A 24772-nucleotide genomic window follows, 5' to 3' on the forward strand; every position below is an offset into this window, starting at 1 on the left:
AAAAAAAATATGTTTTTGCTTCAATATTTAAACTTTGTTGAATTTATTAAATAGAAACTCTACTGAAAAATGGAGCAGGTTGTAGCGGCCGGCCGAGCAAGGGGCGCGCCAAAGGGCGGCACAAGCCACCGGGCAGCGTCGTGCAACCACGGGCTTCAAAAAACCCGGCTTGGGATTCAGGCTGAAGGTTGAGGCTTTGGCGCTGTCCGTCGCGTCCAGAGGCGTTTCACTGGTATCGACAGCCGGTCGCGGACGGATGGCACAAAGGCGCCGAAGTAATGCCGCTCCGGCGTCTTCAAACGCAAAGCGCGGTCAAGAAATCAGGCGTAGGCGCGGCCTTCGTCGGTGCGTTGGAAAAACGCCAGATCGAGCTGCACCGAAGGCCGGCCGAGAATGGTCAGGATGGCGTGCGCCTGGCCCCGGTGATGGGTCTGGTGGTTGAAGACGTGGCTCAGCGCCGGCGCCAGTCTTTGCGAGACTGTGCGCATGTCGGAAACGGTCATGTAGGAAAAGCGGCCGGACAAGGCCTTGTCGCTCAAGCCGCCCACCCAGTCGGCGATCCGCCTGTCCTCGGCCTCGCGCGCCAGCCTGAGGCCAGGCAGCGCCCGGTGCAGGATGGCGTCGAGCTTCGTCGGCGCGTCACCCTCGCCGGTGAAGCGTTTCATCCAGATGCGGTCGGTGGCCAGGAGATGGTTGAGCGTGCCCATCATCGAGCCGAAAAATGCGCCGACATCACGGTTGAACTCTTCTTCGTCAAGCGCGGCGACGGCATCGTAGATGCGGCCATTGGCCCATTGATTGTAGGCCGCGAACATCATGAAATGCTGTTTCATCTTTTTCCCGCCGACGAGTTCCGCTTCAGCCGCAGGCGCCTAATTAGACCGCGATGGCGCAGCCGCCAATGACCATTCTGTTCAATGAACTCGTCGGACACGACGCGACCCGTCCGTTCAGCCCGCATTGCTGGAAGGAGGCGGCGGCAGCAGCTTAGGGAGTAGGCAGTAGGCAATAGGGTCCGAGCGCTGTACTGCCTACTGCCTACTGCCTACTGCCTACTGCCTACTGCCTACTGCCTACTGCCTATTCCCCACACAAGTCTCCTGATCGCCATGCCACCACCCCCCGATTTCACCGACGATTTTCGCTCCGGGCTGGTCGCGCTGCTGCGCTGGCGCCGGGATGTGCGGCGCTTCGAGCGGACGGCTTTGCCCGAGGGTACGCTGGAGCGGCTGCTGGAGCTTGCCAGCATCGCGCCGTCCGTCGGTCTCAGCCAGCCGTGGCGCTTCGTGGTGGTCGAGAGCGCCGAGCGGCGGGGCGCGGTGAGAGACTGTTTCGAGCGGTGCAATGCCGAAGCTCTTGAATGCTTTTCAGGCGAGCGCGCCGCTCTCTATGCCCGGCTGAAGCTCGCCGGTCTCAATGAAGCGCCCTGCCAGTTCGCGGTTTTCGCCGACCGCACGACGCAACAGGGCCATGGGCTCGGCCGCATGACGATGCCGGCAACCATCGACTATTCGGCCGTCATGGCGGTGCACACGCTGTGGCTGGCGGCGCGGGCGGAAGGCATCGGCATGGGCTGGGTGTCGATCCTCGACGCCGCCGAGATGGCCGTAATCCTGGACACCCCGCCTGAGTGGACGCTGATCGGCTATTTCTGCCTCGGCTATCCCAGCGAGGAGCATGAGATGCCGACGCTGGAGCGCGAGGGCTGGGAGCGCCGGCGGCCGCCCGTTGTTATCAGGCGGTAGTGATACTGACAGTCACTTCGCGCCGTCTTTGCGGACCAGCTTCACGCAGATCGGGTCGCCCTTCGGCATCGGCGTGCATTGCCATTCGGGGCCGAAGCCGAAGTTCGTATCTGTGCGGCGACCCAGAAAGAGCAGCAGAACAAGGCCCACGGCAGCAAAAATGCCGATAATCAATAGGCTCCCTTTTATGTCGCCCGGCCTGGGGTGGTGGTAGGCCAGCGCGTCCCGTCAAACATGGTCCGATGTCTTTCCGTTCCGCTGATTTCCCTTCGAAACCGTGCGTGCCTGCGCAATCGCCATTTTCCCGCAAAGCCTTGCCTTTGACCAGGGCGTTGCGAACAGCCATGCGGGCGGTCGCGGCCGAATAACGCTGCCGGGGCGCGTCCCCTTGGCAATGGGCCGGGCGGCTTGTATAGAGCCCGCCACTCCACATTCCGATCTCAAGACTTTCATCTCAAGACAAGGACGACCCCATGGCGCTCGAACGCACCTTTTCCATGATCAAGCCGGACGCGACCCGGCGCAATCTTACCGGCGCCATCACCAGGATGCTGGAAGAGGCCGGCCTGCGCGTCGTCGCCTCACGTCGCGTGTGGATGAGCCGCCGCGAGGCCGAAGGCTTCTATGCCGTGCACAAGGATCGTCCGTTCTTTGGCGAACTGGTGGAATTCATGTCGTCGGCGCCGACCATCGTGCAGGTGCTGGAAGGCGAAAACGCCATTGCCAGGAACCGCGAAGTGATGGGCGCGACCAATCCAGCCAACGCCGCCGAAGGAACCATCCGCAAAGTCCACGCGCTGTCGATCGGCGAGAATTCCGTGCACGGCTCCGACGCGCCGGAAACCGCTGCTGAAGAGATCAAGTACTGGTTCTCGGACACCGAGATCGTCGGCTGAGCCGATAGACAGGTTTGACTATGAAAGCCGGGGCAAAACCCCGGCTTTTTGTTTTTGGCCCGCTCCCTTAGCGGATCAGCGGCGTGTCCCAGAGGTCGCCGAGCAGCGTTTTCAGCTCGGTGAAGCGCTTCTGCCCAAGCTCCTGCGCCCATTCCCGCTCGACGTCGAGCAGGATGTCGGCCATCTTCTGGTATGCGGCGCGCCCGCGGTCGGTGAAGTGGACGACGGTCCCGCCGCTCTCATCGGGCGCCGCCGAGCGAGTGATATAACCCATCGCTTCCAGCGTCTTCAGCAGTTGATTCATGGCCTGCTTGCTCATCGCGGCGCGCTCGGCGAGCGCGCTCGGCCGAAGGCCATCCGGGCCGGGATATTGGATCACCGCCATATGCGGCGGGCTGAGGTCCTCGAAACCCGACGCCCTGAGATCCCTGATCAGCTTGCGGTGAATGGCCATGGCCGGAACGCGCAGCAGTGCACCGATCAGCGGTGGCTTCTTTGGCGGTTCTTCCGCGGATAATGGCATTGACACTCTGGTAAATCGAGTTTACTCATTTCGGTAAATTCAATTTACCACGTGGGAGGATGAAATGCTAGACAGAGCTAGCCAGATCAGCGTCAATCCGGCCGACGAGACAATCAGCCATGGCGGCCTTGCCGTGCGCTTCCTGCTTACCGGCGACCAGTCGAACGGCAGCATCGCCGCCTTCGAACTGACGGTCGCCGGCTCGCAGCGCCTGCCCGCCCCGGCGCACAGCCACGATCACTATGAAGAGACGATGTACGGGATCGAAGGCGTGCTGACGCTGACCGTCGACGGACACCGGCACGATATCGGGCCTAGGCAGGCGCTGTGCATTCCGCGCGGCGCGGTCCATCGCTTCGACAACGACACCGCCGCGACCGCCAAGGTGCTGTGCGTGGTGACACCGGCGGCGATCGGCCCGGAATATTTTCGCGAGGCCTTCGCCATCTTCAGCACTGGCGGCCCGCCAGACCGCACCAGGCTGATGGACCTGATGCGCCGGTTCGGCCTGACGCCGGCGCCCCCGCCGCCGCAGTCTTGATTCTTAGCTCGCTGCGTTGAAGCGCAAGATATCGTGGCCGTCCTTGTCGGCGATGATCAGCTTGCCGCCATCGACACGGTATGACGCCGCCTTGGCGAGCGCCTCGAACAGCGCCTTTTCCTCGGCCATGATCTCCGGCGCGCAGGCCTTGTAGGTCGAGCCGATGTCGCTGATGACGATGGTCTCGCCATCGACCTTGGCGGTGGCGAAATAGGCGTTGCACGGGCCGCTGCCGCCCGCCTTGCCGGCTTCGCTGACCCGGAACGTCGCCTGCGGCTCCGAAATCACGCCGATACCGTCGATATATTCGACTAGCCAGCTCTGGCCGAACAGCGAGGCCGAGGTCGGCTTGTCGCTCGGCGCCACCATTTTCAGCACAATGGCCTGCGGCGCCTCGTTGAGCGGATCGACCTGATAGCGCGAGTCCGTGACGAACAGCAGCTTGTCGTCGGCGATGATGCGCGCCTGCAGCGCATAGGTCATGTTGGGCCGGATCACCGTTGGATCGAAGCTGATCTCGAACTTGATCGGCACCTGGCCGGCCGGCGCTACCTTGCGCTCGCCGACAATGGCGGCCGGCGCATCGGCCAGCGATACATCGGCAAGTTGAACCGACAGCACGGCGTTGGGCGGCAGCGCGATGCGCTCGCGATACATCACCTCGCCCTTCAGGGTTTTCTCGGCGGCGACGGAAGGCTCGGGAACGGCCAGAACGCCGATAACCAGCGGCACAAAACCGAAGACGAAGAATTCGGCGATCCTGTCCAGCATGCCCTTGCTCCCTTTTTGCCGATGCGATTTGGCCAAGGGAATGCGGTCAATACATGGCTGCGCCGAGATTTATTCGGGCCGCGCCTTCCAGCGCGCCGCAGCCTGGTCGTCGGCGTCCTTGGCCTCGACCCAGCCGCCATCGGTGCCGTCCACGCGGTGCTCCTTCTTCCAGAAGGGTGCACGCGATTTCAGGAAATCCATCAGGAAATTGGCCGCTTCAAACGCCGCCTGCCGGTGCGAGGACGCCGCCACCACCAGCACGATGTTTTCGCCCGGTGCGATCTTGCCGTGGCGATGGATGACGGTCAGGCCTTGCAACGGCCAGCGCTGAAGCGCCTCGCCGGCGATCCGGCTGATTTCGGCCTCGGCCATGCCTGGATAGTGCTCGAGTTCCAGCGCCGACAGCCGGCCCTGCTCGTCGCGGCAAAGTCCTGAGAAGGACACCACGGCGCCGATGTCGGCGCGACCCCCGGTCAGTTTCGCGATCTCGGCGGCAACGTCGAAATCGTCGCGCTGGATGCGCACCGTCGGCGCGCCGGACATGGTGTCAGCCCCCGGTCATCGGCGGAAACAGCGCGATCTCGCGCGCGCCGGCTATCTTCTCGCGATGCTCGACATGTTCCTGGTTGATGGCGACGCGGATCACATCAGGATATTGCAGCGCGTGCTCATATTCCTCGCCACGCGATTTCAGCCAGCGCAGGAGGTCGGCCACCGTCTCGATACCGGCGGGCAGTTCGACATCCTCTTCCGGCTTGCCGATCCGTTCGCGCACCCAGGCGAAATAAATGAGCCGGGTGATCATCTCACTCGTCCATGATGTGCTTGAGGCCGGCGCGGAAATAGTCGTAGCCGGTGTAGAGCGTGACGAGGGCTGCGATCCACAGCAGCACCAGTCCGGTCTGCGTGGTCAGAGGGAAGATCTTGTCGCCGGCAGGCCCGGCCAGCAGGAAGGCGATGGCGACCATCTGGATGGCGGTCTTCCATTTGGCCAACTGCGTCACCGGCACCGAGACTTTCAATGCCGCCAGATATTCGCGCAGGCCCGAGACCAGGATTTCGCGGCACAGGATGATGATTGCCGCCCACAGCGACCAGCCTGCGATGCCGGCATGGCGGTCGGTATCGGCGGCGAGCAGCAGCAGGCAGGTGGCGACCAGCAGTTTATCGGCGATCGGGTCCAGCATCTTGCCGATGTTGGACGTCTGCTGCCAGGCGCGCGCCAGATAGCCGTCGAGATAGTCGGTGATCGAAGCCAGCAGGAAGATGATCAACGCCGACCAGCGGGCGAAGTCGCTCGATTTCAGATGCCCCTCGAGAAAAAAGCACAGCACCACCAGCGGCACCGCGACGATGCGGGCATAGGTAAGCATGTTGGGCAGGTTGAACGCGCGCTTGGCCATATCTCAGGGACTCTTTCTGCCTGCGTACTCAAATCAGAACCGGATGTAGGGGGTCAACAGGCGAGATTCGATTGGCCAGACGAAAATAGCGCGCGATTGCCGGGATTCGAGTGGCCTGCGAGAAAAGAACGGCTGCTGCCATTCATCGGGACAGCGGCGTCACCGGCGCTCAGCTCTCATGGAAATGATTGTAGACGAGCTTGGCGACCTGCTCTGAAATACCGTCGACCTTGACCAGATCCTCGACTGCCGCGCGGCTGACCGCCTTGGCAGTGCCGAAGGCCAGCAGCAGCGCGCGCTTGCGACCGGGACCGATGCCGGCGATCTCGTCGAGCGGGCTCTTGACCAATTCCTTCTTGCGCCGCGCGCGGTGCGAACCGATAGCGAAGCGATGGACCTCGTCGCGCAGCCGCTGGACGAAATAGAGCACGGGATCCCGCACAGGGAGCGAAAACGAGTCCCTGCCTCTGACGAAAAAACGCTCGCGGCCGGCATCGCGGTCCTGGCCCTTGGCGATGCCGATGGCCGCCACGCGATCCTCGATGCCGAGGTCGGCGAGGATCTTGCGCACCGCGCTCATCTGGCCCTGGCCGCCATCGATCAGGATGACGTCCGGCCAGGCCGGGAAGCTGCCGGAGATGTCTTCCTCGATGTCGTCGCCTGCTCCACCGGCTGCCGCGTCGTCGGGAACGACATCGCCATGTTCCTTCAGCAGCCGCGAAAAGCGCCGTTCCATCACCTCGCGCATCATGCCGAAATCGTCACCGGGCGTGATCTCGGTCGAGCGGATGTTGAATTTGCGGTACTGGTTCTTCACAAACCCTTCCGGCCCGGCGACGACCATGGCGCCAACGGCGTTGGTGCCCATAATATGCGAATTGTCATAGACCTCGATGCGCACCGGCGGCTTCGGCAGGCCGAAGGTCTCGGCAAAGCCGGCGAGCAGCCGGCCTTGCGTGGAGGTTTCGGCCAGCCGGCGGCCGAGCGCCTCGCGGGCATTCTGCAGCGCGTTGTCGGTCAAATCCTTCTTCTCGCCGCGCTGCGGCACCGAGATCGACACTCTACGGCCGGCGCGGGTGGACAGCGCTTCGGCCAGCAGTTCCTGATCCTGGACGCCTCGCGACAGCAGAATGTTCCGTGGCGTCGGCTTGTCGTCATAGAACTGCGCCAGGAACGAGCCCAGCACTTCCGCCCCCTCCAGTGCCGGATCGGCCTTGGGGAAATAGGCGCGGTTGCCCCAGTTCTGGCCGGTGCGGAAGAAAAACACCTGGATACAGACCTGGCCGCCCTCCTGATGGATGGCAAAGACATCGGCCTCGTCGACCGTGGCCGGGTTGATGCCCTGATGGCTCTGCACATGGGACAGTGCAGCCAACCGGTCGCGATAAATGGCGGCGCGCTCGAAATCGAGCTCCTGCGAGGCCTGCTGCATGGCGGCAGAGATTTCGGTCTTCACCTTCTGGCTGCGGCCCGACAGAAAATCCTTCGCCTCGCTGACCAGCTCGGCATAGTCGCTATGCGAGATCTCCCCGGTACATGGACCGGCACAGCGCTTGATCTGGTAGAGCAGGCACGGCCGGGTGCGGTTTTCGTAAAAGGAGTTGGTGCAGCTCCTGAGCAGGAAGGCGCGCTGCAGCGAATTGATGGTGCGCCCGACCGCGCCGGCCGACGCAAAAGGTCCGAAATAGTCGCCCTTGCGCGAGCGCGCACCGCGATGCTTGTAGATGCCGGGCGAGACGTGATCGCCGGTCAACAGGATGTAAGGGAACGACTTGTCGTCCCGCATCAGCACATTGAAACGCGGCCGCAAGCGCTTGATGAGATTGGCCTCGAGCAGCAGCGCTTCGATTTCGGTGCGGGTGACGACGAACTCCATCGTCGATGTCTCGCGCACCATGCGGCCGATGCGGGCGGTGTGGAACCGGCCTTGGGCGTAGTTGGTCACCCGCTTCTTCAGGCTGCGCGCCTTGCCGACATAAAGCACGTCGCCGGCAGCGTTCATCATGCGGTAGACGCCGGGCGCATTGGGCAGCCGCTTGACCAATGTCTGGATGACCTCGGCGCCGACCATGCCGTCGGCGTCGCCGGCATGCGGCGCCCAGTCTATCGCTGTGAAGGCGACATCGGGCCCGGTGGCCTCGGGCTCGACGATCTCCTCGACCGCTTCATCCTCAAGCTCGATGTCGGGCGGCATATCGTCGGCGGCGCCGGCGCGCGTCTTGTGTTTCTGGTCTGCGGGACTCATTCCACCATGCCTGTCACATCCGGCGTCTGCCATGCAAGATGCTGGCCGCCGTCAAGCGCGATCATCTGGCCGGTCACCGAGCGCGCATCCCAGAGATAGCGGATGGTGGCGCCGAATTCGGCCAATTGCGGGCCGCGCTCCAGAATCAGGCCATCGACCTGCTTCTGGAAATCATCATCGTCCTGGCGCGTATTCTTCAGCGTCGGACCGGGACCGATGGCGTTGACGCGGATGCGCGGACCGAGCGCCTGTGCCAGCATTTCGGTCTGCGTCCACAAGGCCGACTTCGACAGCGCATAAGAGAAATAGCGCGGCGTCGGCCGCCAGACGCGCTGGTCGATGATGTTAACGATCAGCCCCTCCTGCCCTTGCGGCAAGGCGCGGGCGAAGTTTTGCGCCAACAGCGCCGGCGTCTTCACATGGATGGCGAAGTGAAGGTCCCATGCCGCCCAGTCGAAGTCCTCGACGCTATCGTCGACGAACAGCGACGCATTGTTGACAAGAAGCGTGACCGGGCCGAGCGCTGCCGCGGCGCGGCCGACGAGATCGCCAACCGCATCCATGTCGGTCAGATCGGCGGCTACCACGCCGGCGCGGCCGCCTCCGTCCCTGATGCTCGCAGCCAGCGCGTCGGCCTCGGCGGTCGAGCGGTTGGCGTGGATGGCGACGGCAAAACCGTGCGCGGCCAGATCCTCGACCATCGCCTTGCCGATCCGCTTCGCCCCGCCCGTCACGAGCGCCGTTCCGGCGGCTTCGATCATCTGTCAATCCTCAATCTGCGCCTCAATTCCGCCAGCCGGCACATTGTGACGCGCCCAGGGGTTAAATACCGTTTCCACCTGGGGCAGGAATGTGGCGAAACGGCTTTTTCACCGCCTGGACCGCCCCGGATTCGGGTCGGCAGGACCGCAATATAGGACGCTGAACCCGTTGCACCAAGCCGAGTGCAGTGCAGCATCGCCTGCGTACTGACATTTCGCTGTTGCGAAGATGCAACGTCAAGCTTCGGCCTCATTCGTGCCGGGGAATGACCCATTTTCAGGTTCGCTGCCGCCGCATTTTGACACGACATTCGGAACCGTTGAGTGCCAGATCCGTTTCACCCCCCGGACGGGTTGATGGCGCTCAGGACAAACAAGCCTACGTGTCTTGTGGCTTAAGGAGTAAACAACAATGCAAACCAATCTCAAATTCGCGCCGCTCGCGGTTGCGCTGGGGCTCTTCGCCCTGAGCGGTACCGCTTTTGCTGCCGACGTCGTCTCGGAAGAGCCCCCGGCACCGGCACCGATCGCCGAGCTCCCCGTCGCTTCCTGGGCCGGCCCGTATGCCGGTCTCAGCGCCGGCTACGGCTTCAGCGGTCATGCCAAAGTCCACGACGGCGGCCCCGATATCAAGACCAAGGGCTTTGTCGGCGGCGTTTTCGGCGGCTACCAGTGGCAGCAGGAAAACTTCGTGTACGGTGCTGAAGCCGATCTCGGCTACAACGGCGTCAAGGGTGACAGCGGCGGCGTCAATTCCAAGGGCGGCTTCGAAGGCTCGCTGCGCGCCCGTCTGGGTTACGCCGTGACCCCGGAAATCCTGCTCTACGGCACCGGCGGCGGCGCCCTGAAGAACCAGAAGGTCTCGACCCCCTTGGGCAGCGACGACAACACCATGCTCGGCTGGACCGCAGGCGTCGGCACCGACATCAAGCTCACCGACAATGTGTTCGGCCGTGTCGAGTACCGATACACCGACTTCGGTTCCAAGAGCTTCGACAGTGTCGGCACCAAGGTCAAAGAGAGCGACAACCGCGTCACCTTCGGCGTCGGTATGAAGTTCTAACTGTCGTTCAAGCCACGACACAAGAAAGCCGGGCCTCGCGCCCGGCTTTTTTTGTTTCGCCCGTCAGGCCGGCACAGCCACCTTCAGCCCCGGAAACTTCTCATCGAAACGCGCTGCCCAGCGGGTCAGGCGGCCCCGGCCCTTTTCCCATTTGCCGGCGAAGCGCAGAGAGAGGTAGCCGAGGCAGGCACGCAACGCCAACTGGCCAAGCGTGATCTTCTTCGGCAGCTTCGGCGGATTGGCGTTGAGGAAATCGAGTGCGGCGGTGATCTTGGTCCACTGGCGATCGAGCCAGGGTTGATAGACCATCTCCTCCGGACGCGTGCGCCGCTCATAGACCATCGACAGCGCGCAGTCGCATATGCCGTCGGCCAGCGCCTCCAGCACTTCGGCCTCGAGGCGCTTGTCGGCATTGCGCGGCAACAACAGGCTCTTGGAAGCGCGGTTGAGATGCTGGGTGATGGCGCGGCTGTCGTGGATCGAGCGGCCGTCGTCGAGCACCAGCACCGGAATCTTGCCGAGAGGATTGGCTGACATCAGTTCAGCAGGCTTGTCCTCGGTCTTGACCGGCACCAGCTCGACGGCAATGCCGGCATGGAGTGCTGCCATGCGCACCTTGGAACTGTAGGGGGATGAGGACGCGTAGAGCAGCTTCGGCATGATCGGTTCCCTGTTTTCGGACGGCCAGTGCATGTCGCTCAAAAATGCGATTCCGGTCTTGAGAACGACGCGCGTAAAGCAAAGGTCTAGAGCGTGTCGCCTGAACCCCATCGAATGCGACCGCCTTAGTGTTGGCCGATCTTCCCTGAGGGAGCAACTGCCAGAAGGGCAAAACCAGGCGGCCAATCCGCCGACAATGAAATCGCCAATGCATGTCTCACAGAAGTGGCGTCAATTTCGAGAGAACGACATGCATCAAAACAAGACCTAAATCACCACAAAAAAGCTCCCGGGAATCTGCCAGTCGGCAAAGTTCCCGGGAGCTTTGAGATGGTCCGCTGTTACTTCTTCTTGGCGGCTGGCTTTTTGGCCGGTGCAGCCTTCTTCACAGCTGCCGTCGACTTGGCGGCGGCGGCCTTCATCGGAGCCTTGGCGGCGGGTTTTGCCGCTGCCTTGGCTGCCGGCTTCTTGGCGGCGGGCTTGGCTGCTGCCTTCGCAGCAGGCTTCGCCACAGCCTTGGCGGCCGGCTTCTTGGCGGCGGGTTTCGCTGCTGCCTTGGCGGCGGGTTTTGCTACTGCCTTAGCTGCCGGCTTTGCCGCTGCCTTGGCGGCCGGCTTTGCCGCTGCCTTCGGTGCTGCCTTCTTTACTGCTGCAGGTTTCGCGGCAGCTTTCGGTGCCGCTTTCTTTGCCGGCGCTTTCGCCGCCGGCGCCTTCGTCGTGGTCTTTGCCATGCGATGCCCCTTGCGTTTGTGCCGATGGCCGTGAGTGACCCGGCGAGCTAATGCATATCTGACTCGTGCGTATCTAGCCAGCGAAGCATTACATAGAATTTCGCAGATTAAGTTTCGGTTACGCTGAGAGCATGATCGCAATGATCGGCACAGAAATCGGCAAGAAATCTTCCCGCTTCGCAGCGAACTGTTGCGAGAGAAATCTCTGATATCGCGACTCACACGTTCTTCTCGTCAAGCTCACATTCTCTTGCAACGCCGTCGATCTCACGCGGTCATCGGCGGCCTATTGGATGGCAACAATCATCGCACCGCAGAGGCTGATCTTGCTTCATCCCCACGGTTGCAGGAACAGCACTAAACTAAACGCGAGCTTTTTACTCGTATATCGAAAGTGGTTGGATGGAAGCCAGGAAAGACAGTACTTGAAGGGACAGCCTGTTGTGTTGGACGTTTCCCAGACGAGAAGGGAGATCGCCAGCTTCGGCGCAAGAGATGCCCAACGGAAATGGGAAACGAAAGATCGGGGAATCCTCCTCCCGGGAAGCCGCGGTCCCTTGGAAGCCAACGGGTGCGGGCCCCTAAGCGCCAACCCGTTCGCGCACCTGCAGCCGGCGCGAAGGCTCGGCGTGGTGGAGGTGGACGGCAAACGTATCCCACGGCGGCGCAATGCCGATCTGCATCAGGATCCGCCCGATCTCGCCGCGGTGATAGCCGCCATGCGTGACGACATGTGTCAGCATTTCCTGGCGTGACATCATCGCCCTGTCGCCGTCGGTGAAGGTGAAAGGCACAGGCTCTGACATGAGCTTTGGCGAGACGGCTTCGATATAGTCGAGATACCAACGATCCACCGCAGCGACATCAGCGCTCAATTCATCGAGTGCCGGTGTGTCCTCGGTGTTGTCGGACGCATAGCCATGACGCGTGCCGGAAAGATGCGCGGCGAATATCTTCGATACGACAAGGTTGTGGTTGATGAGACGGGTCGCCGTGTGGCGCTGATCGACATGCTCCTGCTGGTCGAGGCCCGCAAGCTTCTGCAGCAATTCACCATTCGCCCAGGCTTGATAAACGAAGAGGCTGCGGAGCAAATCCAGCGCGTCCATGGTCTGTATCCTTTGCAAAAAATGTGAGTATATTATCTATATTCTTGGCTGCTGGAGCAGACATGTCTACTCGCATTGCAAAGCCGCGCTCACGCATGCGCAAGCAGCCGCGCCAGGCGCGTTCGAGAGCGACGGTCGAGGCGATCATCGAAGCCGGTGCTCATGTTCTAAGCGCGCTCGGCTGGGCCGGCTTCACCACCAACAAGGTGGCCGATGCGGCCGGCGTCAGCATCGGCTCGCTCTATCAATATTTTCCCGACAAGCTGTCGCTGGTCGAAGCAATTCGCCGGCGACATTTCGATCAGGTGCTGTCGGTGATCGCCGAATCAACAGAAGGCGACAAGCCGCTCAAACGATTCGCGCAGGAGCTGGTGCGCGGCATGATCGATGCGCACAGCATCCATCCGACGCTGCATCAGGTGCTGCTCGACGAGGCGCCGGGCGATCGCGGCTCACGCGCCGCCCATGCCTCGTTCCAGTCGCGCTATCTTGATCACTACACGGCGGCGGTGGCGCAATATCGCAGGCGCAGAAAGGACAATGAGACCGTGGCCCGGGTGCTGTCCTCAGCGGTCGAGGGCGTCATCCACAATGCCGCGCGGCGAGACATGCTCGACTTGCCGGAACTGCAGAAGCAGTTGGTCGAGCTGATCTGCGCTTACGTATCTGGTGGGAAGGCGATGTGAGGCAGCGGCAGCAGTTCGGAGATTGGCGAAACCGGAGCGACATCAGATCTCCCCCTTGCGGGGAGATAGCAGGTTCAACGGCGGTTCTTATCCGACCTTAGCGCAGGACGCGGCAGCGGCCGTTGTAGACCATCCAGCGGTCGAAGCCCGAGACGCAGAATTCGACATTGTCGCCGATCGAGGCAAAACCCTGGCCTTCCTCGATCAAGTACCAGATGGTGCGGGCGCGGCCATCGGAAAGGCTGACGGTGGCGCCGCAATAGCGGCGGCCGATCGGCCATTCTTCGCTGGCCGGGAGATAGCGATGCTGGTGGATGCGTTGGAAATCGGTGATCGAAACATCCGGCAGATGCGGCACGTGATGCACCTGGTAGGAGAAGCGGCTGGAGATCTTGCTTAGCACCCAGGCCTCGCCGCAAACGCCGCTGTCCTCGTCGGAATAGACGGAAAGATCGGCGGCCTGCGCTGGCTGGCCGAGGGGTGCGGCCAGCGGCGTGCAAAGCGAAATCAGGGCAGCAAGAGCGGATTTGGCAAAGCGAGTCATGGCAGCCTCTCAAAGGTCGACTGCGCCCACTTTGCGGATTCGGCGGCGCGCGGTCAAGCGGTCGCGCTGCCGATGGTTTCCCGCTCCGCAACCGGTTTTTCCGGTGCGAAGCTGCGAAACCACGTCCTGACGTTTGAAAAAGCTCGCCTTGCCCATTAGGAAAAGCGGCCTGCCCATGGCCGGCGGGCCGCCGAAACCCGGTTCAGCCTTGCTTGGCGTCGCCCTGCGGTATGGCGGCCGGGTCCATCCACATCGCTTCCCAGACGTGGCCGTCAGGATCGGCCAGGCTGCGATTGTACATGAAGCCATAATCCTGCTGGGCGTTGATGTCGGCGGCGCCGCCATTTTTAGCCGCCGCCTCATTCATCGCATCGACCGCCGCGCGGCTGTCGCAGGACACGGCAAGCATGACCTCGCTCGAGGTGGCCGGTGGGATGGGGCGATCGGTGAACTGACGCCATTTGGCATGGGTGAGCAGCATGACGTTGATCGTTTCGCTCAGCACCATGCAGGCTGCGGTGTCGTCGGTGAAGTGCGGGTTGTTGTCGAAACCGAGAGCTTTGTAGAAGGCCATCGACGCAGCGAGGTCGGCGACGGGCAAGTTGACGAAGATCATACGGGGCATAGCGTCTCCTTGACAGTACACAGTTGAAACCGGACCGGCGTTGCGCCGGACCATCCTCCGATGCCTTCTCTCAACGCACCGGTTTTGCTTTGCCGCGCACCCTCTCGGTCTGCGCCTTCTGCATCGCTTCGACCTCTTGATAAGCCGAGCAAAAACTGCATCTCGGCCGCCGAATATTTCTCCAGCAATGCGTCGCCCGCCTCGAGGATCGGATGGTAGCAGCGCCGGACGAGTTCCTCGGTGCCCGCCGCGACCATGACCTTGCGCCTGTCATCGGGATCCGGCTGGCGGCTGACGAAGCCGCGCTTTTCCAGCCGGTCAATCAACGTCGTAACCGCCGCCGGCGTGAGATTTGTCTCCCTCGCTACGACGTTTGCCGGCCGCGGGCCGTGACTGATCGCGCCGAGACAGCGGCGCTCGGCAGCGCTCAGCACATAGATTTCGGCAACGGTCCCATCGAACGTTTCAACGGCATCCTGCCAGCGCGACATCGCGAAGCCTATCGCGTTGACCCGTTCCTTTTTTGTCGATCTTGGCTTCGATTCGAAATCTAATAATTAGACATCTATCTATCTGATTCTGGGATTAGCGTCAACGCCAAGCCGATTAGATGTGCATCTCCATGGTTTCGGTTCGTTGAACACAGCTGAGCATTCGCGGATGGCGCCACCGTCAAAACTTCTAGCGACTTTGTGTCTTTGCCGCGGGCGTCGCCCGCTGCGAAGCGTCGCTACTCCCCGGCCAGCCATTCCAGCGACCAGTGCGCCGGCTTTTCGACCGCCAGCAATCTGTGCAGGACCGGCAGCACGATGCGCAGTTCGCGCTCCAGCGTGAAGGGCGGGTTGACCACCACCATGCCGCTGCCGTCGAGGCTTGGTTCACGCGATGCCGGCCGGATCTCGAACTCGATGTCGAGCAGTTTTGGAACGCCGGATTGCTTGAGCGCCTTGCGGAAGGCGATGATCGCTTTGCGGTCCTTGATCGGATACCACAGCGCGTAGATGCCACCCGGCCAGCGCCTGTGCGCTTTCTGCATTCCGTCGACCAGGCGGTCGAATTCGCCGGCTTCTTCGAACGGCGGATCGATCAGCACCAGGCCGCGCTTTTCCTTTGGCGGCAGATGCGCGCCAAGCGCCAGCCAGCCGTCGAGTTCGATCACCCTTGTCTGGAAATCGCCGGCAAACAGCGTCTTCAGCCTGGCAGCATCTGCGTCGTGCAATTCGATCGCCGACAACCGGTCCTGCTTTCGCATGAGGTACCTGGCGATCAATGGCGAGCCCGGATATTTCTTCACCCCGCCATCGGGATTGAGCGAACGCACCGCTTCAAGATAGGGGGCAAGCAGCGCAGCCGCCGATTTTTCGATCGGGGCGTGGATGAGGCGGCCGATGCCGCCTTGCCATTCGCCGGTCTTTTGCGCTTCCGCCGACGAAAGATCGTAGCGGCCAATGCCGGCATGAGTGTCGACGACACGGAACGCCTTGTCCTTTTGCTTCAGATAGTCGAGCAGAAGGCTGAGCACGACATGCTTGACGACGTCGGCGAAATTGCCGGCGTGATAGGCGTGACGGTAGTTCATGCTGCGCTCATGTCGAGGAGCCTCTGCCCCAACGCGGCGGTGGCGGCTTCGAGTTCGGGTTCTCCGGCCGGCGACCGCCGAAAGCCAGAGTAAGCAGGAAGCCGATCAGGCCGACGGCCATCAGCCCATAGCCAACCGGCCGTGCGCGTTGATCGATCTCACCGGCGCCGGAGCGCAGTATCAGATCCACTGCGCGTATCGGGATATCGTCGGCGTCGCCCGGGCCGGCGGTGAAGAGATAGGCGCCTGGACTGACGGTTTCGATCACGCCGGCCTCGTCGCGAAAGATCTTGTCGGGCAGTTGCGGGCTGACCTGGCGCGGATTGTCGGCGTGGTTGAATTGCAGCGTCGAGGCAAGCACCGTGCGCCCGGCTGTGGCGGCAGTCAGCGTCAGCACGGTGCGCTGCTGCGAGACAATGCGCTCGGCCTTTGCCGTCAGGTCGACCAGCACTCTGACCGGCGCGTCGCCAGCTTTCAGCGTCACCGTCACAGGCCTAAACCGTCCCTGGTCGTAGACGCGCCAGGTGCCGATCTCGTGGCCGGAGAAATTGCTCATGGCCCAGGGATAGACGAAGCCAATGGCGGCGCCGGCAAGCAGTATCAGGACAAACAGAAAGCGCATTGAGGAGATCCGGGTGTTCGACAGATTGCCAATAACGCCCCGAAGGCCAAAAAGCGATGGCTGACGCAGCGGAGCCACCTTTGTGGAGTGCGTTGGCGGCACGCAAGCCATGTGGCACTTATGGCGAATGAAGCCTTCCGCAGAAGCATCGACTCGTCTTTTCCAACCGATGCCGGTGGCTCATGCCCAATAGCACCGTGCTGATCACCGGTGCCCGCGCGCCGGTGGCGCTGCACCTGGCGCGGCTGCTGCATGGCGCCGGTCGCCGGGTGATCCTGGCCGACAGCCCGGCCCGGCCGATGGCCGCAGCGAGCACGGCCTGCGCCGCCTACCATCGCCTGCCGCCGCCGCGCTTTGCCGCCGACGCCTATGCCAAGGCGGTGGAAGCGCTTGTCCGCGCGGAAGGCATCGAACTCGTTATCCCGACCTGCGAGGAAGTCTTTTATCTCGGTCGTCTCTGGCAGCACCGCGCCATGCCGGCCCGCCTCTTCGCACCCGAGATGGCGATGCTCGCCCGCGTTCACGACAAGCATGCCTTCATCCGGCTGGCGCAGAGCCTTGGGCTCGACGTGCCGGAAACGATACTGCTGCAAAGCGAGGCCGATCTCGACGGCGTTCGTGGCCAATCGCGCGAATTGGTGTTCAAACCTGTGTGGTCACGTTTTGCCCGTGACGTACTGCTGCGGCCATCGCCGGACGAACTCGACGCCGTCCGCCCCTCGCCCGCCGCTCCTTGGGTGGCGCAGCGCTACGTCGCCGGTGAAGAGATCAGCGCCTATGCGGTGGCGATCGAGGGTGAACTCAAAGCGCTGGCGCTCTACCGTTCGCTCTATCGCGCCGGCAAGGGCGCCGGCATCTGTTTCGAGCCGGTCGAGGATATCGCGGCGCGGCGCTTCGTCGAAACCTTCGTCGCCGGCGCCGGCTGGACCGGCCAGATATCCTTCGACCTGATGCGCGAGAACAACGGCAGGGTGCTGCCACTGGAGTGCAATCCGCGCGCCGTGAGCGGCCTGCACTTCTTTCGCGATCCGCGGCGCTTCGCCGACGCGGTCCTGGAGGATGGCGCCGAGGTGAAGCCCGACGTGACGGCGCCGCAGACGGTGAGGCTTGCGATGTGGATCTACGGGATGCCGGCGGCACTGCGCTCCGGTGGTCTCGGCAGCTTTCGCCAGGCGATGCACGATGCCGATGAGCTGCTCGACTGGCCGGGCGACCCCGCGCCGAAGCGGGCGCAGTGGCGCACGCTGGCCGAGATCGCCGGCACAGCACTGCGCCAGCGCATCAGCCTTCAGGCCGCGTCGACGCGCGATATCGAGTGGAATGGGCCGGAGCAGGACTAGTCGAGTTGAAGCGGAACTTCCCGTTTTCAGCTGAGTGCGTAAGTCCTGCTAAGGTTGCCTAAACGGGATTAACTGGCTTTGCGGACAATTGCAGGCCAAGCGCCTTGGTTACGCCCAGCAATGTACTGAGGCGCGGATCGCCCTTTTCGCTCAGCGCCTTGTAGAGTGCCTCTCGGGTCACGCCGGCGTCCTTCGCTATGCTTGTCATGCCGCGGGCGCGCGCGACAATGCCGAGGGCGTGCGCAATATAAGTCGCGTCCCCGGTCTCGAACGCATCAGCGAGCAGTTCGGCTTGAGACTCAGCATCATCAAGATATTCGGCGGCGTCGAATGGTGTGGTTCTGAGGGTCATATCAAACTTCCTTTGCCATTTTCCTGGCTTTTCCGATGTCCCTGTCCTGCGAGCCTTTGTCACCGCCGCAGAGCAGGATAATGACCGTGTTGCCGCGCCGGACGAAGTACACGCGGTATCCCGGACCGTAATCTACGCGCAATTCTCCTATGCCATCGAAGAACTTGGCATCTCCCAACAGCCCAGCCTGAACGCGGACAATCCGTTGGGTGATCTTCTTTACGGCGCGAATGTCCGTGAGCCCTCTGAGCCATTTTCGGAATTCGTCAGTGGATCGAACTTCGATCATCCGTGAACTATAATTTACAGCAGAACTGGAATCAAGTGCCGTGAACTTTAGATTACAACTCGATTTGGTGCACCCGCGGCTCTGCCGCCGCCGGTGGCATCTTGCCGTCGATGATCGCCGCTATGTCGCGGCGCAGGAAATCCAGCGGGCCGATCGCCGGCTGAACCTGCGGCGATATACGGGCGTTGTCGCTGGCCGATTTCAGCACATGGCGATCCTGCTGCAGGGCAAAGGCAAAGAGCGGCCGGAAAGCAAGCGCCTTGAGTTCGCCGAACAGGCCCTGTCGCGGGCCGATCAGCCAGCCGACGCCTTCGACGGTCCGTTCGTCCGCCTGACGCAAATGGAAAGTGGTCGCCAGCGCCAAGCCGCCCTTGCCCCAATATTCGAGTTCGACGATGCCGGGATGGCGGTAGCGGCCGATGGTCTTGGCGCGCTCGCCTTCCAGCAGCCGGCTGACCAGCCCCTGTTGGCGGTCCTCGCCGGTGTAGCAGCTTTCGACCCAGCCCTTGCCGCCGGTCACCTCGACGCGCACGAGATGGCGCTTTGCGGTCAGGCCGCGCAGCACACCCTTGTGGGTGAAGTGGGTGTGAGTGGCGTCGAGAATGTTCTCGGCGGCGTCGAGCACCGTCGATCGCGCCGAGCTTCGCACCCGCTTCACGACGACATCCTTGCCTTGCATGCAATGGAGATAGGGCTCGCCCTCAGGCGTGCCTGCCGAGACGAAGACGACGCCGTCGCGCTCGATCGCGCTGTAGCGGCGGATACGGTAATGCGGGACGTCGCCGACATGGCCGGGAATGGCGGTGCAGCGCCCTTCCCCATTGTAGCGCCAGCCATGATAGGGACATTCGATCTCGCCACCGACGACCTTGCCGGTCGAGAGTTCGACCAGGCGGTGAGCGCAGCGGTCGAAGAGGGCGGCAATGCCTTTCGCCGAGCGGAACAGCACCAGTGGCGCGCCGTCGAACAGGATGCGCTTCGGCTTGGCTTTGATGTCGGCAGACCGCATCACCGCCTGCCAATAGTCTTTGTCTTTCTGCTGCCGGGTGTCGCTCAAAGTTCAAATCTCCTGAGCAGGGGAATGCCGATCTTCGCGAGCACAAATTCCATGATCCGCACCGCCATGCGTTGGCGGCGCGGCAGATGGGCAGCATAGACGGCGTTGTATTCCACCGTCGCCACGGCGCCGCGCAAGCGTTTGAAGGCGGCGGCACCGGCGCTCATGTTGAAGAACAGGCTGTGCGCCATCGCATGATCCTGCGCCAGCGCCATCATCATGCGGTAAAGGCCTTCGCTCACCGGGAGGCCGGTGTCGTAGCCGACGATGGGCTGCGTCAGTGTCCTGCCGTTCTGAGACAAAGCGGCGACGGCGACCAGTTCACCGCCGGGACGACGCAGGCCTGCCAGTTGCAGGATGCCGCGACGGTGCGTCTCGCCGATATAGCGGGCCGTGTAGTGCGGGTTGAGCGGCGTGTATTTGTCGAGATAGAGCATCCGGTAGAGCGCTTCGGCGCGCGCATAGTCGGCCTCGGTGAAGTCGCCATTGCCGACCTGCTCGAAAGGCGTCGTGGGCAGCCGCTTGCGGTCGCGCTTCATGTCGTTGGTCATGGCCGAACCGTCGCCTGCGAAGATGTAGATCTGCCGCGCCGCCAGCATTCGAAAACCCTCCGCCTTCAGCGCTGCGATTGTCGACGGATCGGCGATCTCGTTCAGGGAGCGGATGAGAACAGCGCGATCGGGAAAACGCGCGGTGAGATCGTCGCGCATCGCCGCGACCGCGTTGCGATCGAGCAGCGGCACCGGATTGGTCGAATAGAGCCAGTTGTTGACCTGAACCTGATGGTCAAGGCCGCTCATCCTGACCAGCGGCGCGCACAGGCCGATCAGCATCCGCATCGTTTTTTGCAGCAAGGGCGAGGAGACGAAATTGCGGGTCTCGTCGATGGCATAGTCGACATAGGCGCTGGACGGGCAGCAGATGTAGCAGTTCGGCGCTTCGCTTCTGTCGTTCAGCGTCAGCGGAAAGGAGCGGCCGGCGATCTCGAAGGTTTCGACAGCCACTGTCAGATTGCGCACGAGGTCGCGCACCGGCACCTCGTTGAAAAGCTGAACGAAGGCTTCGACCTCACGCGGGTTGTTTTCTACCCGGTTCGTCTGATCGAGTGGCAACATAGCGAGCCGGTTCATGATGCCGCTCCCAGGTGGCATTCGACCCGACGCAGTTTGCGGCCGGTCTCCAACGGCAGGTCCCTGCGAACAAGGCTGACCGAAGCTGTCGCCTGGCGCGCCGCCAGCAAATTGCGCACGGACTGATGGGCGGCGGTGGCGGCTTCGTCGGCAAGCCCGGGGGCCAGGCTGAGTTCGATTGCATCTTCAGCGGTCTGGACCAGGCGGAAATCGTCGATGCGCCGGTCGGCCTTGAGCACCGCATTGCGTAGTATGTCGGGCGTGACGAGGAGCTGCCCGTGCGGCGAGGCTAGCCGGAAAGCGTCGTCCATGCGGCCGACGATCTCGTCCAGCGTGCGCAGCGGCGAGCCGCAGCGGCATGGCTTTTCGGACAGCCGCAGCAAGTCGTTCATCCGGTAGCGCGCCATGATCTGGGTCCGGCGGCGAAAGGCGGTGATCAGCGGCATGACCAGGCCGTCGCCGGCCGGTTCGAACTCGAAGAACACCGAATCCTCGGCCAGATGCAGCCCGCCCTGGCGGCAGGTGACGGCGAACAGCCCTTCGGTCGCCATGTAGATCTGGTCGACCTGACCACCAAAGAATGCCTCTATGACCGGCCGGTCAACCGGGTCGAGCGTTTCGGCGGCGCTGAAGACACGCTGCGGCTTGAGCCGAAAGCCCTCGGCCGCGAAGTGCCGCAGTATCTTCGGTGGCGCGATGATCACCGTCGGCGCGAAATCTTCGAGAGCGCCGCGCCAGCTCTCCGGACCGCGCGTCAGATCGAAGAAGCGCAGGTCGATACGCCGCGATTTGCGCGCGCTATCGTAGAGCCCGGTGTTTTGCGGCAGGATCACCGCAACGCGCTGCCGGCGCCAGAGCAGATCGGGCACGGCTTTGGCCAGGATGGTGCCCAGCCAGCGGTATTTTTCCGCCTCGGAAATGACGAACAGGCCACGATTGCCCGACGTGCCGGTGCTGGAGCCGACAGTCAGCTCGCCAATGCGGCTATCGCCGGCCTGCGCCTTCCAGGCCTCGGCGGCCGAGACGCCATGAATGTTGAAGCGCTCGAAATTGCCCATCAGCGTCGCCTTGTCGGTCACCGGCAGATCGCCGAGATGACGCGGCGTCTTGCCGTAGAACGGCGCGCGCGGCAGGTCGCGGTCGAGAAAGCGGCGCAAGGCATGACCTTGCCAGCGTTCGAAATTCTCACGGCTCTTGCGCGAGAGCCATTGCGTCAACACAAACGAACGGGCCGCTTCCGTCGGCCCGTTCATGCGCTCTCTCCGGCCAGATCGTAGGCCGTCACCGCCGGATCATGACAAAGAACAACCTCGCCGCCGGTCGCCAGAAACCGGCGCAACATTACGCTGGTCGGCTCGATCGCGGCGGCATCCTCGGCCAGCAGGGTTGCCGGCAGACCGGGAGTTCGGTTTTCGACAAGGGCCGCGAACAACCATTGCGCGTCGACGGCGTAGAGCAGCGGCCGCTCCAGATTTGGGAACGAAAGGCCGAACTGGCCATCGGCATGGCCGGGCAGACCGACTGCGATGACGCTGCCGTCGCCGAACAGATCGGCGCCGCCCGGTACGCCGCCACGCGGCTCGACCTGCCGCTTCGACGACAGCCCGTCGAGTCGGGCCTCGAAGTCAGACGGGAACAGTTCCTTGAAGACGCCATGGCGCAGATTCTGCAGGGAAGTCTTGGCCTTCGCCCGCGCCCAGGCGGTGTCATTGGCGATAAGCCGAGCGTTGGGAAACAGCGACAGGCCCGACATGTGGTCGGCATGGAAATGCGTGACGATGACGGTGCGCACATCCTGCAAAGACAGGCCGAAGCGCGCCAGTACCGCGAGCGGCTGCTCGGCTTCGTTGAGCTGGGGCCGGAGGATCGCACTGTAAAGACGCAACGCCGTGCTGCGCTCGCTGCCTTGTGTCACATGCGGCGTGTAGCCGGTATCGACCAGTACGGGGCCGGCCTGCGGATGCATGATCAGGCCGTAGCGGACACGTAGCCTGACCTTCGCCCAGCTGCCGCCGCGCAGGATCAGGCGCTCGACTGCGCCGACAGAGGCGCTGTTGGCGAAGACGATCTTCACGCAGCCTCCCTGCTTTCCGTCGCCTTGCCGAATGTGCGATCGAGCCCTTCCTCGAACGACACTTTCGGCGCCCAGCCGAGGATGCGGCCTGACTTGGAAAGATCGAGGCTCTGCGCATAGGCGAACAGGCCAAGACCGTAGCGCGTCACCGGCGGTTCCGGGCAGCCGGGCAATATATTCGCTACCGTCTCCGCTATCCCGGCCGCCAGCATGGCGGGCCAGAGCGGCATTCTGCGCCAGCGCGGCTGCACGCCGGCGCGGGCGCAGGCCGCCTCGGCAATGCGGCGGACCGGCACCACTTCGCCGCCGGAGATGTTGAATACCTGTCCCTCGGCAGCGCTGCCGGCGGACAGCGCGGCAAGCACCGCATCGACGACATCCTCTATATAAGTGAGATCGATGCGCGCCTTGCCGTCGCGAAACAGCGGCAGCGGCCGCTGCCGTGCCACCTGCAGCAGACGCGGCAGCAGCGTGCGGTCGCCGGGACCGTAGAGGCCGCGCGGCCGTAGCACCACCGGGCTGATCTCAGGCGCCGCCAGCACGATCTCCTCGGCCTGCCGCTTGGTGCGGGCATAGTGGTTGACCGGAGGGGGCAAGGCCGCATTCTCGGAAACTCCGAGCTGGTCGCGATAGGCGAAACAGACCGTCGGGCTGGAGATATGGACGAAGCGGCGCACGCCTTGCCCGCGCGCGAAATCGCTGAGGTTGCGGGTAGCTGTGACATTTGCCGTCTGGAAATCCGCCAACCTACCGAAGGGCGCGGAAAGTGCCGCGCAGTGGATGATCGCATCGACTCCGTCTAGAGCGCGCGCGGCAGCTGCATCGAACGGTTGAGACAAATCGAGCCGAACGACCCGATGACCAGCGGCTTCGAGCGCCGCGCAGCGTTTGGCGTCCCTGCCAAGACCCAGCGCAGGTGTACCCAGTGCAGCCAGCCGCGCCATGACATGCGCGCCGAGGAAGCCGCTGGCGCCGGTGACGAGGACGCGTCCCACGGTCATGCTTCCAGCGCCATGCCGCCGAACGACACGCCGGCCGAGGTGCCGAGGAACAGCACCTTGGCGCCGGGCACAATGCGTTGTTCGCGGCGCGCGACGTCGAGCGCAAAGGGGATGGAAGCGGCGATCTGATTGCCGTAGCGCGCCGCGATGTCGACGAGCTTTTCCCTGGCGAAGCCGGTCTGGCGCGCCATGTGGGCGAGCGCGAAAGGGCTTGCCTGATGCGGCACGACGAGGTCGACATCGTCGTGCCGCCAGCCGGCGCGATCGAGCAACTCCGCTACAAAGCCGTTGAAATTGCGTGACGTGACGCGAAACAGTTCCTTACCCTCCATGTGGAACAGGCTGTGGCGGGCGAATTCCTCGGGCTCACGATGAAAGTCGAACCGGGTGCCGCCGGAGCCGATGCTGCAGGCCGCATAGGCGGAAGGGTAGGTGCGCATCAGATTGGCCGCCACCCCACCTTCGCCAGGGGCTGCCTGTTGCAGCACGGCGGCCGCCGCGCCATCGCCGAAGAGGGCCGCAATTTCCGGCTGGTCCTGCCACGGCAGGGCGCGCGAGGCGATTTCAGACGAGAACACCAGCGCCGTCCGGCATTGCCCGGCCTCGATCAGGCGCGACGCGGTCTCGAAGGCTGTGAGGAAACCGAGGCAGGTGCTGTTGACGTCGAAGGCGGCCGCCGACCCATCGGCAAGGCCGAGGCGCTGCATGACCAGCGGAGCCGTCGACGGCAACGGCTGATAAGGCACGCCGCAACCGCCGATGACCAGATCGACACTGCCTGCCTCAAGTTCGGCATCGGCAAGCGCCAGACGGGCTGCGGCACAAGCAAGGTCGACCTGCGATTCGGCGTCGCAGACATAGCGTTCGATGACGCCGGTCGCGGCCTCGAAATGTCCATCGCCATACCCCAGCCGCGCATCGAGGGCGCGCGACGTCACGCATCGAGCCGGCACGGCCCGCCCGGTTCCGATGATCCTGATCCGCATTCTCAGCCCGCCCAATGAGCCTGCATCCAGTCAATCCAT

Annotated in this window: 31 protein-coding genes and 1 pseudogene; 7 read left to right on the plus strand and 25 right to left on the minus strand. The window is 63.2% G+C overall.

The genetic code is table 11. From position 1 onward, the window contains the following. Positions 1-320 precede the first annotated feature (320 nt). Entirely contained in the window at positions 321-833 is a 513-nt protein-coding gene (locus tag NKJ75_RS07900) for a DinB family protein (RefSeq protein ID WP_023743817.1), read from the minus strand. A gap of 68 nt (positions 834-901) precedes the next feature. Between NKJ75_RS07900 and NKJ75_RS32850 the strand changes: the two are divergent. Beyond that, positions 902-988 (plus strand): annotated as a pseudogene (locus NKJ75_RS32850) (glutathione S-transferase family protein); the annotation flags it as partial. Between the two features lie 121 nt (positions 989-1109). Continuing rightward, the gene (gene bluB, locus NKJ75_RS07905) at positions 1110-1745 is read left to right on the plus strand and encodes a 5,6-dimethylbenzimidazole synthase (protein ID WP_023743816.1); all 636 of its coding nucleotides are present in this window, start codon (positions 1110-1112) and stop codon (positions 1743-1745) included. Positions 1746-1757: 12 nt separating this feature from the next. On the opposite strand, the gene NKJ75_RS07910 is transcribed toward bluB, so the two are convergent. Beyond that, positions 1758-1919 (minus strand): hypothetical protein, encoded by a 162-nt coding sequence (locus tag NKJ75_RS07910; protein WP_023834756.1) that lies wholly within the window; start codon positions 1917-1919, stop codon positions 1758-1760. Positions 1920-2218: 299 nt separating this feature from the next. Here NKJ75_RS07910 and ndk point away from each other — a divergent pair, with 299 nt between their 5' ends. After that, positions 2219-2641 carry a nucleoside-diphosphate kinase gene (gene ndk, locus NKJ75_RS07915; RefSeq protein ID WP_023684731.1) on the plus strand — a complete coding sequence of 141 codons (423 nt, stop codon included), beginning with the start codon at positions 2219-2221 and terminating at the stop codon, positions 2639-2641. A 67-nt stretch (positions 2642-2708) separates the two neighbouring features. On the opposite strand, the gene NKJ75_RS07920 is transcribed toward ndk, so the two are convergent. Further along, positions 2709-3164: a MarR family winged helix-turn-helix transcriptional regulator gene (locus NKJ75_RS07920; protein WP_023727329.1), complete on the minus strand. Its 456-nt coding sequence runs from the start codon at positions 3162-3164 to the stop codon at positions 2709-2711. A 64-nt stretch (positions 3165-3228) separates the two neighbouring features. Between NKJ75_RS07920 and NKJ75_RS07925 the strand changes: the two genes are divergently transcribed. Next, on the plus strand, positions 3229-3705 hold the full coding sequence (locus NKJ75_RS07925; RefSeq protein WP_023701902.1) for a cupin domain-containing protein: 477 nt from the start codon (positions 3229-3231) through the stop codon (positions 3703-3705). A 3-nt stretch (positions 3706-3708) separates the two neighbouring features. Here the strand turns inward: NKJ75_RS07925 and NKJ75_RS07930 are convergent, their stop codons facing one another. The 6 genes from NKJ75_RS07930 to NKJ75_RS07955 all read right to left on the minus strand — a co-directional run bounded on the left by NKJ75_RS07930 (position 3709) and on the right by NKJ75_RS07955 (position 8885). Further along, entirely contained in the window at positions 3709-4476 is a 768-nt protein-coding gene (locus NKJ75_RS07930) for a YbaY family lipoprotein (protein ID WP_023743814.1), read from the minus strand. Positions 4477-4545: 69 nt separating this feature from the next. Continuing rightward, on the minus strand, positions 4546-5019 hold the full coding sequence (locus NKJ75_RS07935) for a molybdenum cofactor biosynthesis protein MoaE (RefSeq protein ID WP_352499541.1): 474 nt from the start codon (positions 5017-5019) through the stop codon (positions 4546-4548). 4 nt (positions 5020-5023) lie between these two features. Beyond that, a complete protein-coding gene (gene moaD, locus NKJ75_RS07940) occupies positions 5024-5281 on the minus strand; it encodes a molybdopterin converting factor subunit 1 (protein WP_023673448.1) in 258 nt (85 codons plus the stop codon). Between the two features lies 1 nt (position 5282). Next, entirely contained in the window at positions 5283-5879 is a 597-nt protein-coding gene (gene pgsA, locus NKJ75_RS07945; protein ID WP_023673449.1) for a CDP-diacylglycerol--glycerol-3-phosphate 3-phosphatidyltransferase, read from the minus strand. A gap of 169 nt (positions 5880-6048) precedes the next feature. Next, entirely contained in the window at positions 6049-8124 is a 2076-nt protein-coding gene (gene uvrC, locus NKJ75_RS07950; protein WP_023743813.1) for an excinuclease ABC subunit UvrC, read from the minus strand. Next, complete coding sequence (locus NKJ75_RS07955) at positions 8121-8885, minus strand: SDR family oxidoreductase (protein ID WP_023743812.1); 765 nt, start codon at positions 8883-8885, stop codon at positions 8121-8123. Before NKJ75_RS07955 ends, uvrC begins: the two co-directional genes overlap by 4 nt. Before the next feature lie 412 nt (positions 8886-9297). Between NKJ75_RS07955 and NKJ75_RS07960 the strand changes: the two genes are divergently transcribed. Then, on the plus strand, positions 9298-9948 hold the full coding sequence (locus NKJ75_RS07960; protein ID WP_023743811.1) for an outer membrane protein: 651 nt from the start codon (positions 9298-9300) through the stop codon (positions 9946-9948). A gap of 63 nt (positions 9949-10011) precedes the next feature. Here NKJ75_RS07960 and NKJ75_RS07965 read toward each other — a convergent pair whose 3' ends face one another. The 3 genes from NKJ75_RS07965 to NKJ75_RS07975 all read right to left on the minus strand — a co-directional run bounded on the left by NKJ75_RS07965 (position 10012) and on the right by NKJ75_RS07975 (position 12448). Then, positions 10012-10608: a glutathione S-transferase family protein gene (locus NKJ75_RS07965; RefSeq protein WP_023689091.1), complete on the minus strand. Its 597-nt coding sequence runs from the start codon at positions 10606-10608 to the stop codon at positions 10012-10014. A gap of 341 nt (positions 10609-10949) precedes the next feature. After that, on the minus strand, positions 10950-11339 hold the full coding sequence (locus tag NKJ75_RS07970; RefSeq protein WP_023673454.1) for a hypothetical protein: 390 nt from the start codon (positions 11337-11339) through the stop codon (positions 10950-10952). A 581-nt stretch (positions 11340-11920) separates the two neighbouring features. Next, positions 11921-12448, minus strand: a complete 528-nt coding sequence (locus NKJ75_RS07975; RefSeq protein WP_023705340.1) for a DinB family protein — start codon at positions 12446-12448, stop codon at positions 11921-11923. Positions 12449-12510: 62 nt separating this feature from the next. Between NKJ75_RS07975 and NKJ75_RS07980 the strand changes: the two genes are divergently transcribed. Next, positions 12511-13134, plus strand: coding sequence for a TetR/AcrR family transcriptional regulator (locus NKJ75_RS07980; RefSeq protein ID WP_027048822.1), 624 nt, complete (start codon positions 12511-12513; stop codon positions 13132-13134). 97 nt (positions 13135-13231) lie between these two features. Here the strand turns inward: NKJ75_RS07980 and NKJ75_RS07985 are convergent, their stop codons facing one another. The 5 genes from NKJ75_RS07985 to NKJ75_RS08005 all read right to left on the minus strand — a co-directional run bounded on the left by NKJ75_RS07985 (position 13232) and on the right by NKJ75_RS08005 (position 16504). Beyond that, a complete protein-coding gene (locus tag NKJ75_RS07985) occupies positions 13232-13678 on the minus strand; it encodes a hypothetical protein (RefSeq protein WP_023673457.1) in 447 nt (148 codons plus the stop codon). A 202-nt stretch (positions 13679-13880) separates the two neighbouring features. Further along, complete coding sequence (locus tag NKJ75_RS07990; protein WP_023684718.1) at positions 13881-14303, minus strand: VOC family protein; 423 nt, start codon at positions 14301-14303, stop codon at positions 13881-13883. Beyond that, on the minus strand, positions 14291-14794 hold the full coding sequence (locus NKJ75_RS07995; protein WP_023705343.1) for a MarR family winged helix-turn-helix transcriptional regulator: 504 nt from the start codon (positions 14792-14794) through the stop codon (positions 14291-14293). The genes NKJ75_RS07990 and NKJ75_RS07995 overlap by 13 nt, the downstream gene beginning before the upstream one ends. A gap of 239 nt (positions 14795-15033) precedes the next feature. Next, a complete protein-coding gene (locus tag NKJ75_RS08000) occupies positions 15034-15882 on the minus strand; it encodes a 23S rRNA (adenine(2030)-N(6))-methyltransferase RlmJ (RefSeq protein WP_023705344.1) in 849 nt (282 codons plus the stop codon). 7 nt (positions 15883-15889) lie between these two features. Further along, positions 15890-16504, minus strand: a complete 615-nt coding sequence (locus tag NKJ75_RS08005) for a hypothetical protein (RefSeq protein WP_023684715.1) — start codon at positions 16502-16504, stop codon at positions 15890-15892. Positions 16505-16686: 182 nt separating this feature from the next. Here NKJ75_RS08005 and NKJ75_RS08010 point away from each other — a divergent pair, with 182 nt between their 5' ends. Beyond that, positions 16687-17844: an ATP-grasp domain-containing protein gene (locus NKJ75_RS08010; protein WP_352499542.1), complete on the plus strand. Its 1158-nt coding sequence runs from the start codon at positions 16687-16689 to the stop codon at positions 17842-17844. A 58-nt stretch (positions 17845-17902) separates the two neighbouring features. On the opposite strand, the gene NKJ75_RS08015 is transcribed toward NKJ75_RS08010, so the two are convergent. From NKJ75_RS08015 to NKJ75_RS08050, 8 genes are read right to left on the minus strand one after another with little or no spacing between them, the layout of a single operon-like run. Next, positions 17903-18196 (minus strand): addiction module antidote protein, encoded by a 294-nt coding sequence (locus tag NKJ75_RS08015; protein WP_023672747.1) that lies wholly within the window; start codon positions 18194-18196, stop codon positions 17903-17905. Between the two features lies 1 nt (position 18197). Continuing rightward, positions 18198-18485, minus strand: a complete 288-nt coding sequence (locus NKJ75_RS08020) for a type II toxin-antitoxin system RelE/ParE family toxin (RefSeq protein WP_023672746.1) — start codon at positions 18483-18485, stop codon at positions 18198-18200. 52 nt (positions 18486-18537) lie between these two features. Next, a complete protein-coding gene (locus tag NKJ75_RS08025; protein ID WP_023743808.1) occupies positions 18538-19542 on the minus strand; it encodes a Rieske 2Fe-2S domain-containing protein in 1005 nt (334 codons plus the stop codon). Beyond that, a complete protein-coding gene (locus NKJ75_RS08030) occupies positions 19539-20672 on the minus strand; it encodes a GNAT family N-acetyltransferase (protein WP_023715076.1) in 1134 nt (377 codons plus the stop codon). Before NKJ75_RS08030 ends, NKJ75_RS08025 begins: the two co-directional genes overlap by 4 nt. Beyond that, positions 20669-21925 (minus strand): F390 synthetase-related protein, encoded by a 1257-nt coding sequence (locus tag NKJ75_RS08035; RefSeq protein ID WP_023715075.1) that lies wholly within the window; start codon positions 21923-21925, stop codon positions 20669-20671. Before NKJ75_RS08035 ends, NKJ75_RS08030 begins: the two co-directional genes overlap by 4 nt. After that, positions 21922-22746 (minus strand): MBL fold metallo-hydrolase, encoded by an 825-nt coding sequence (locus NKJ75_RS08040; RefSeq protein ID WP_023743806.1) that lies wholly within the window; start codon positions 22744-22746, stop codon positions 21922-21924. The genes NKJ75_RS08035 and NKJ75_RS08040 overlap by 4 nt, the downstream gene beginning before the upstream one ends. Then, positions 22743-23747 (minus strand): NAD-dependent epimerase/dehydratase family protein, encoded by a 1005-nt coding sequence (locus NKJ75_RS08045; protein WP_031204524.1) that lies wholly within the window; start codon positions 23745-23747, stop codon positions 22743-22745. Before NKJ75_RS08045 ends, NKJ75_RS08040 begins: the two co-directional genes overlap by 4 nt. Further along, positions 23744-24685 (minus strand): 3-oxoacyl-[acyl-carrier-protein] synthase III C-terminal domain-containing protein, encoded by a 942-nt coding sequence (locus tag NKJ75_RS08050; protein ID WP_352499543.1) that lies wholly within the window; start codon positions 24683-24685, stop codon positions 23744-23746. Before NKJ75_RS08050 ends, NKJ75_RS08045 begins: the two co-directional genes overlap by 4 nt. Positions 24686-24772: the final 87 nt, after the last annotated feature.

Source organism: Mesorhizobium sp. M0058, from assembly GCF_040323095.1.
GTDB lineage: Bacteria > Pseudomonadota > Alphaproteobacteria > Rhizobiales > Rhizobiaceae > Mesorhizobium.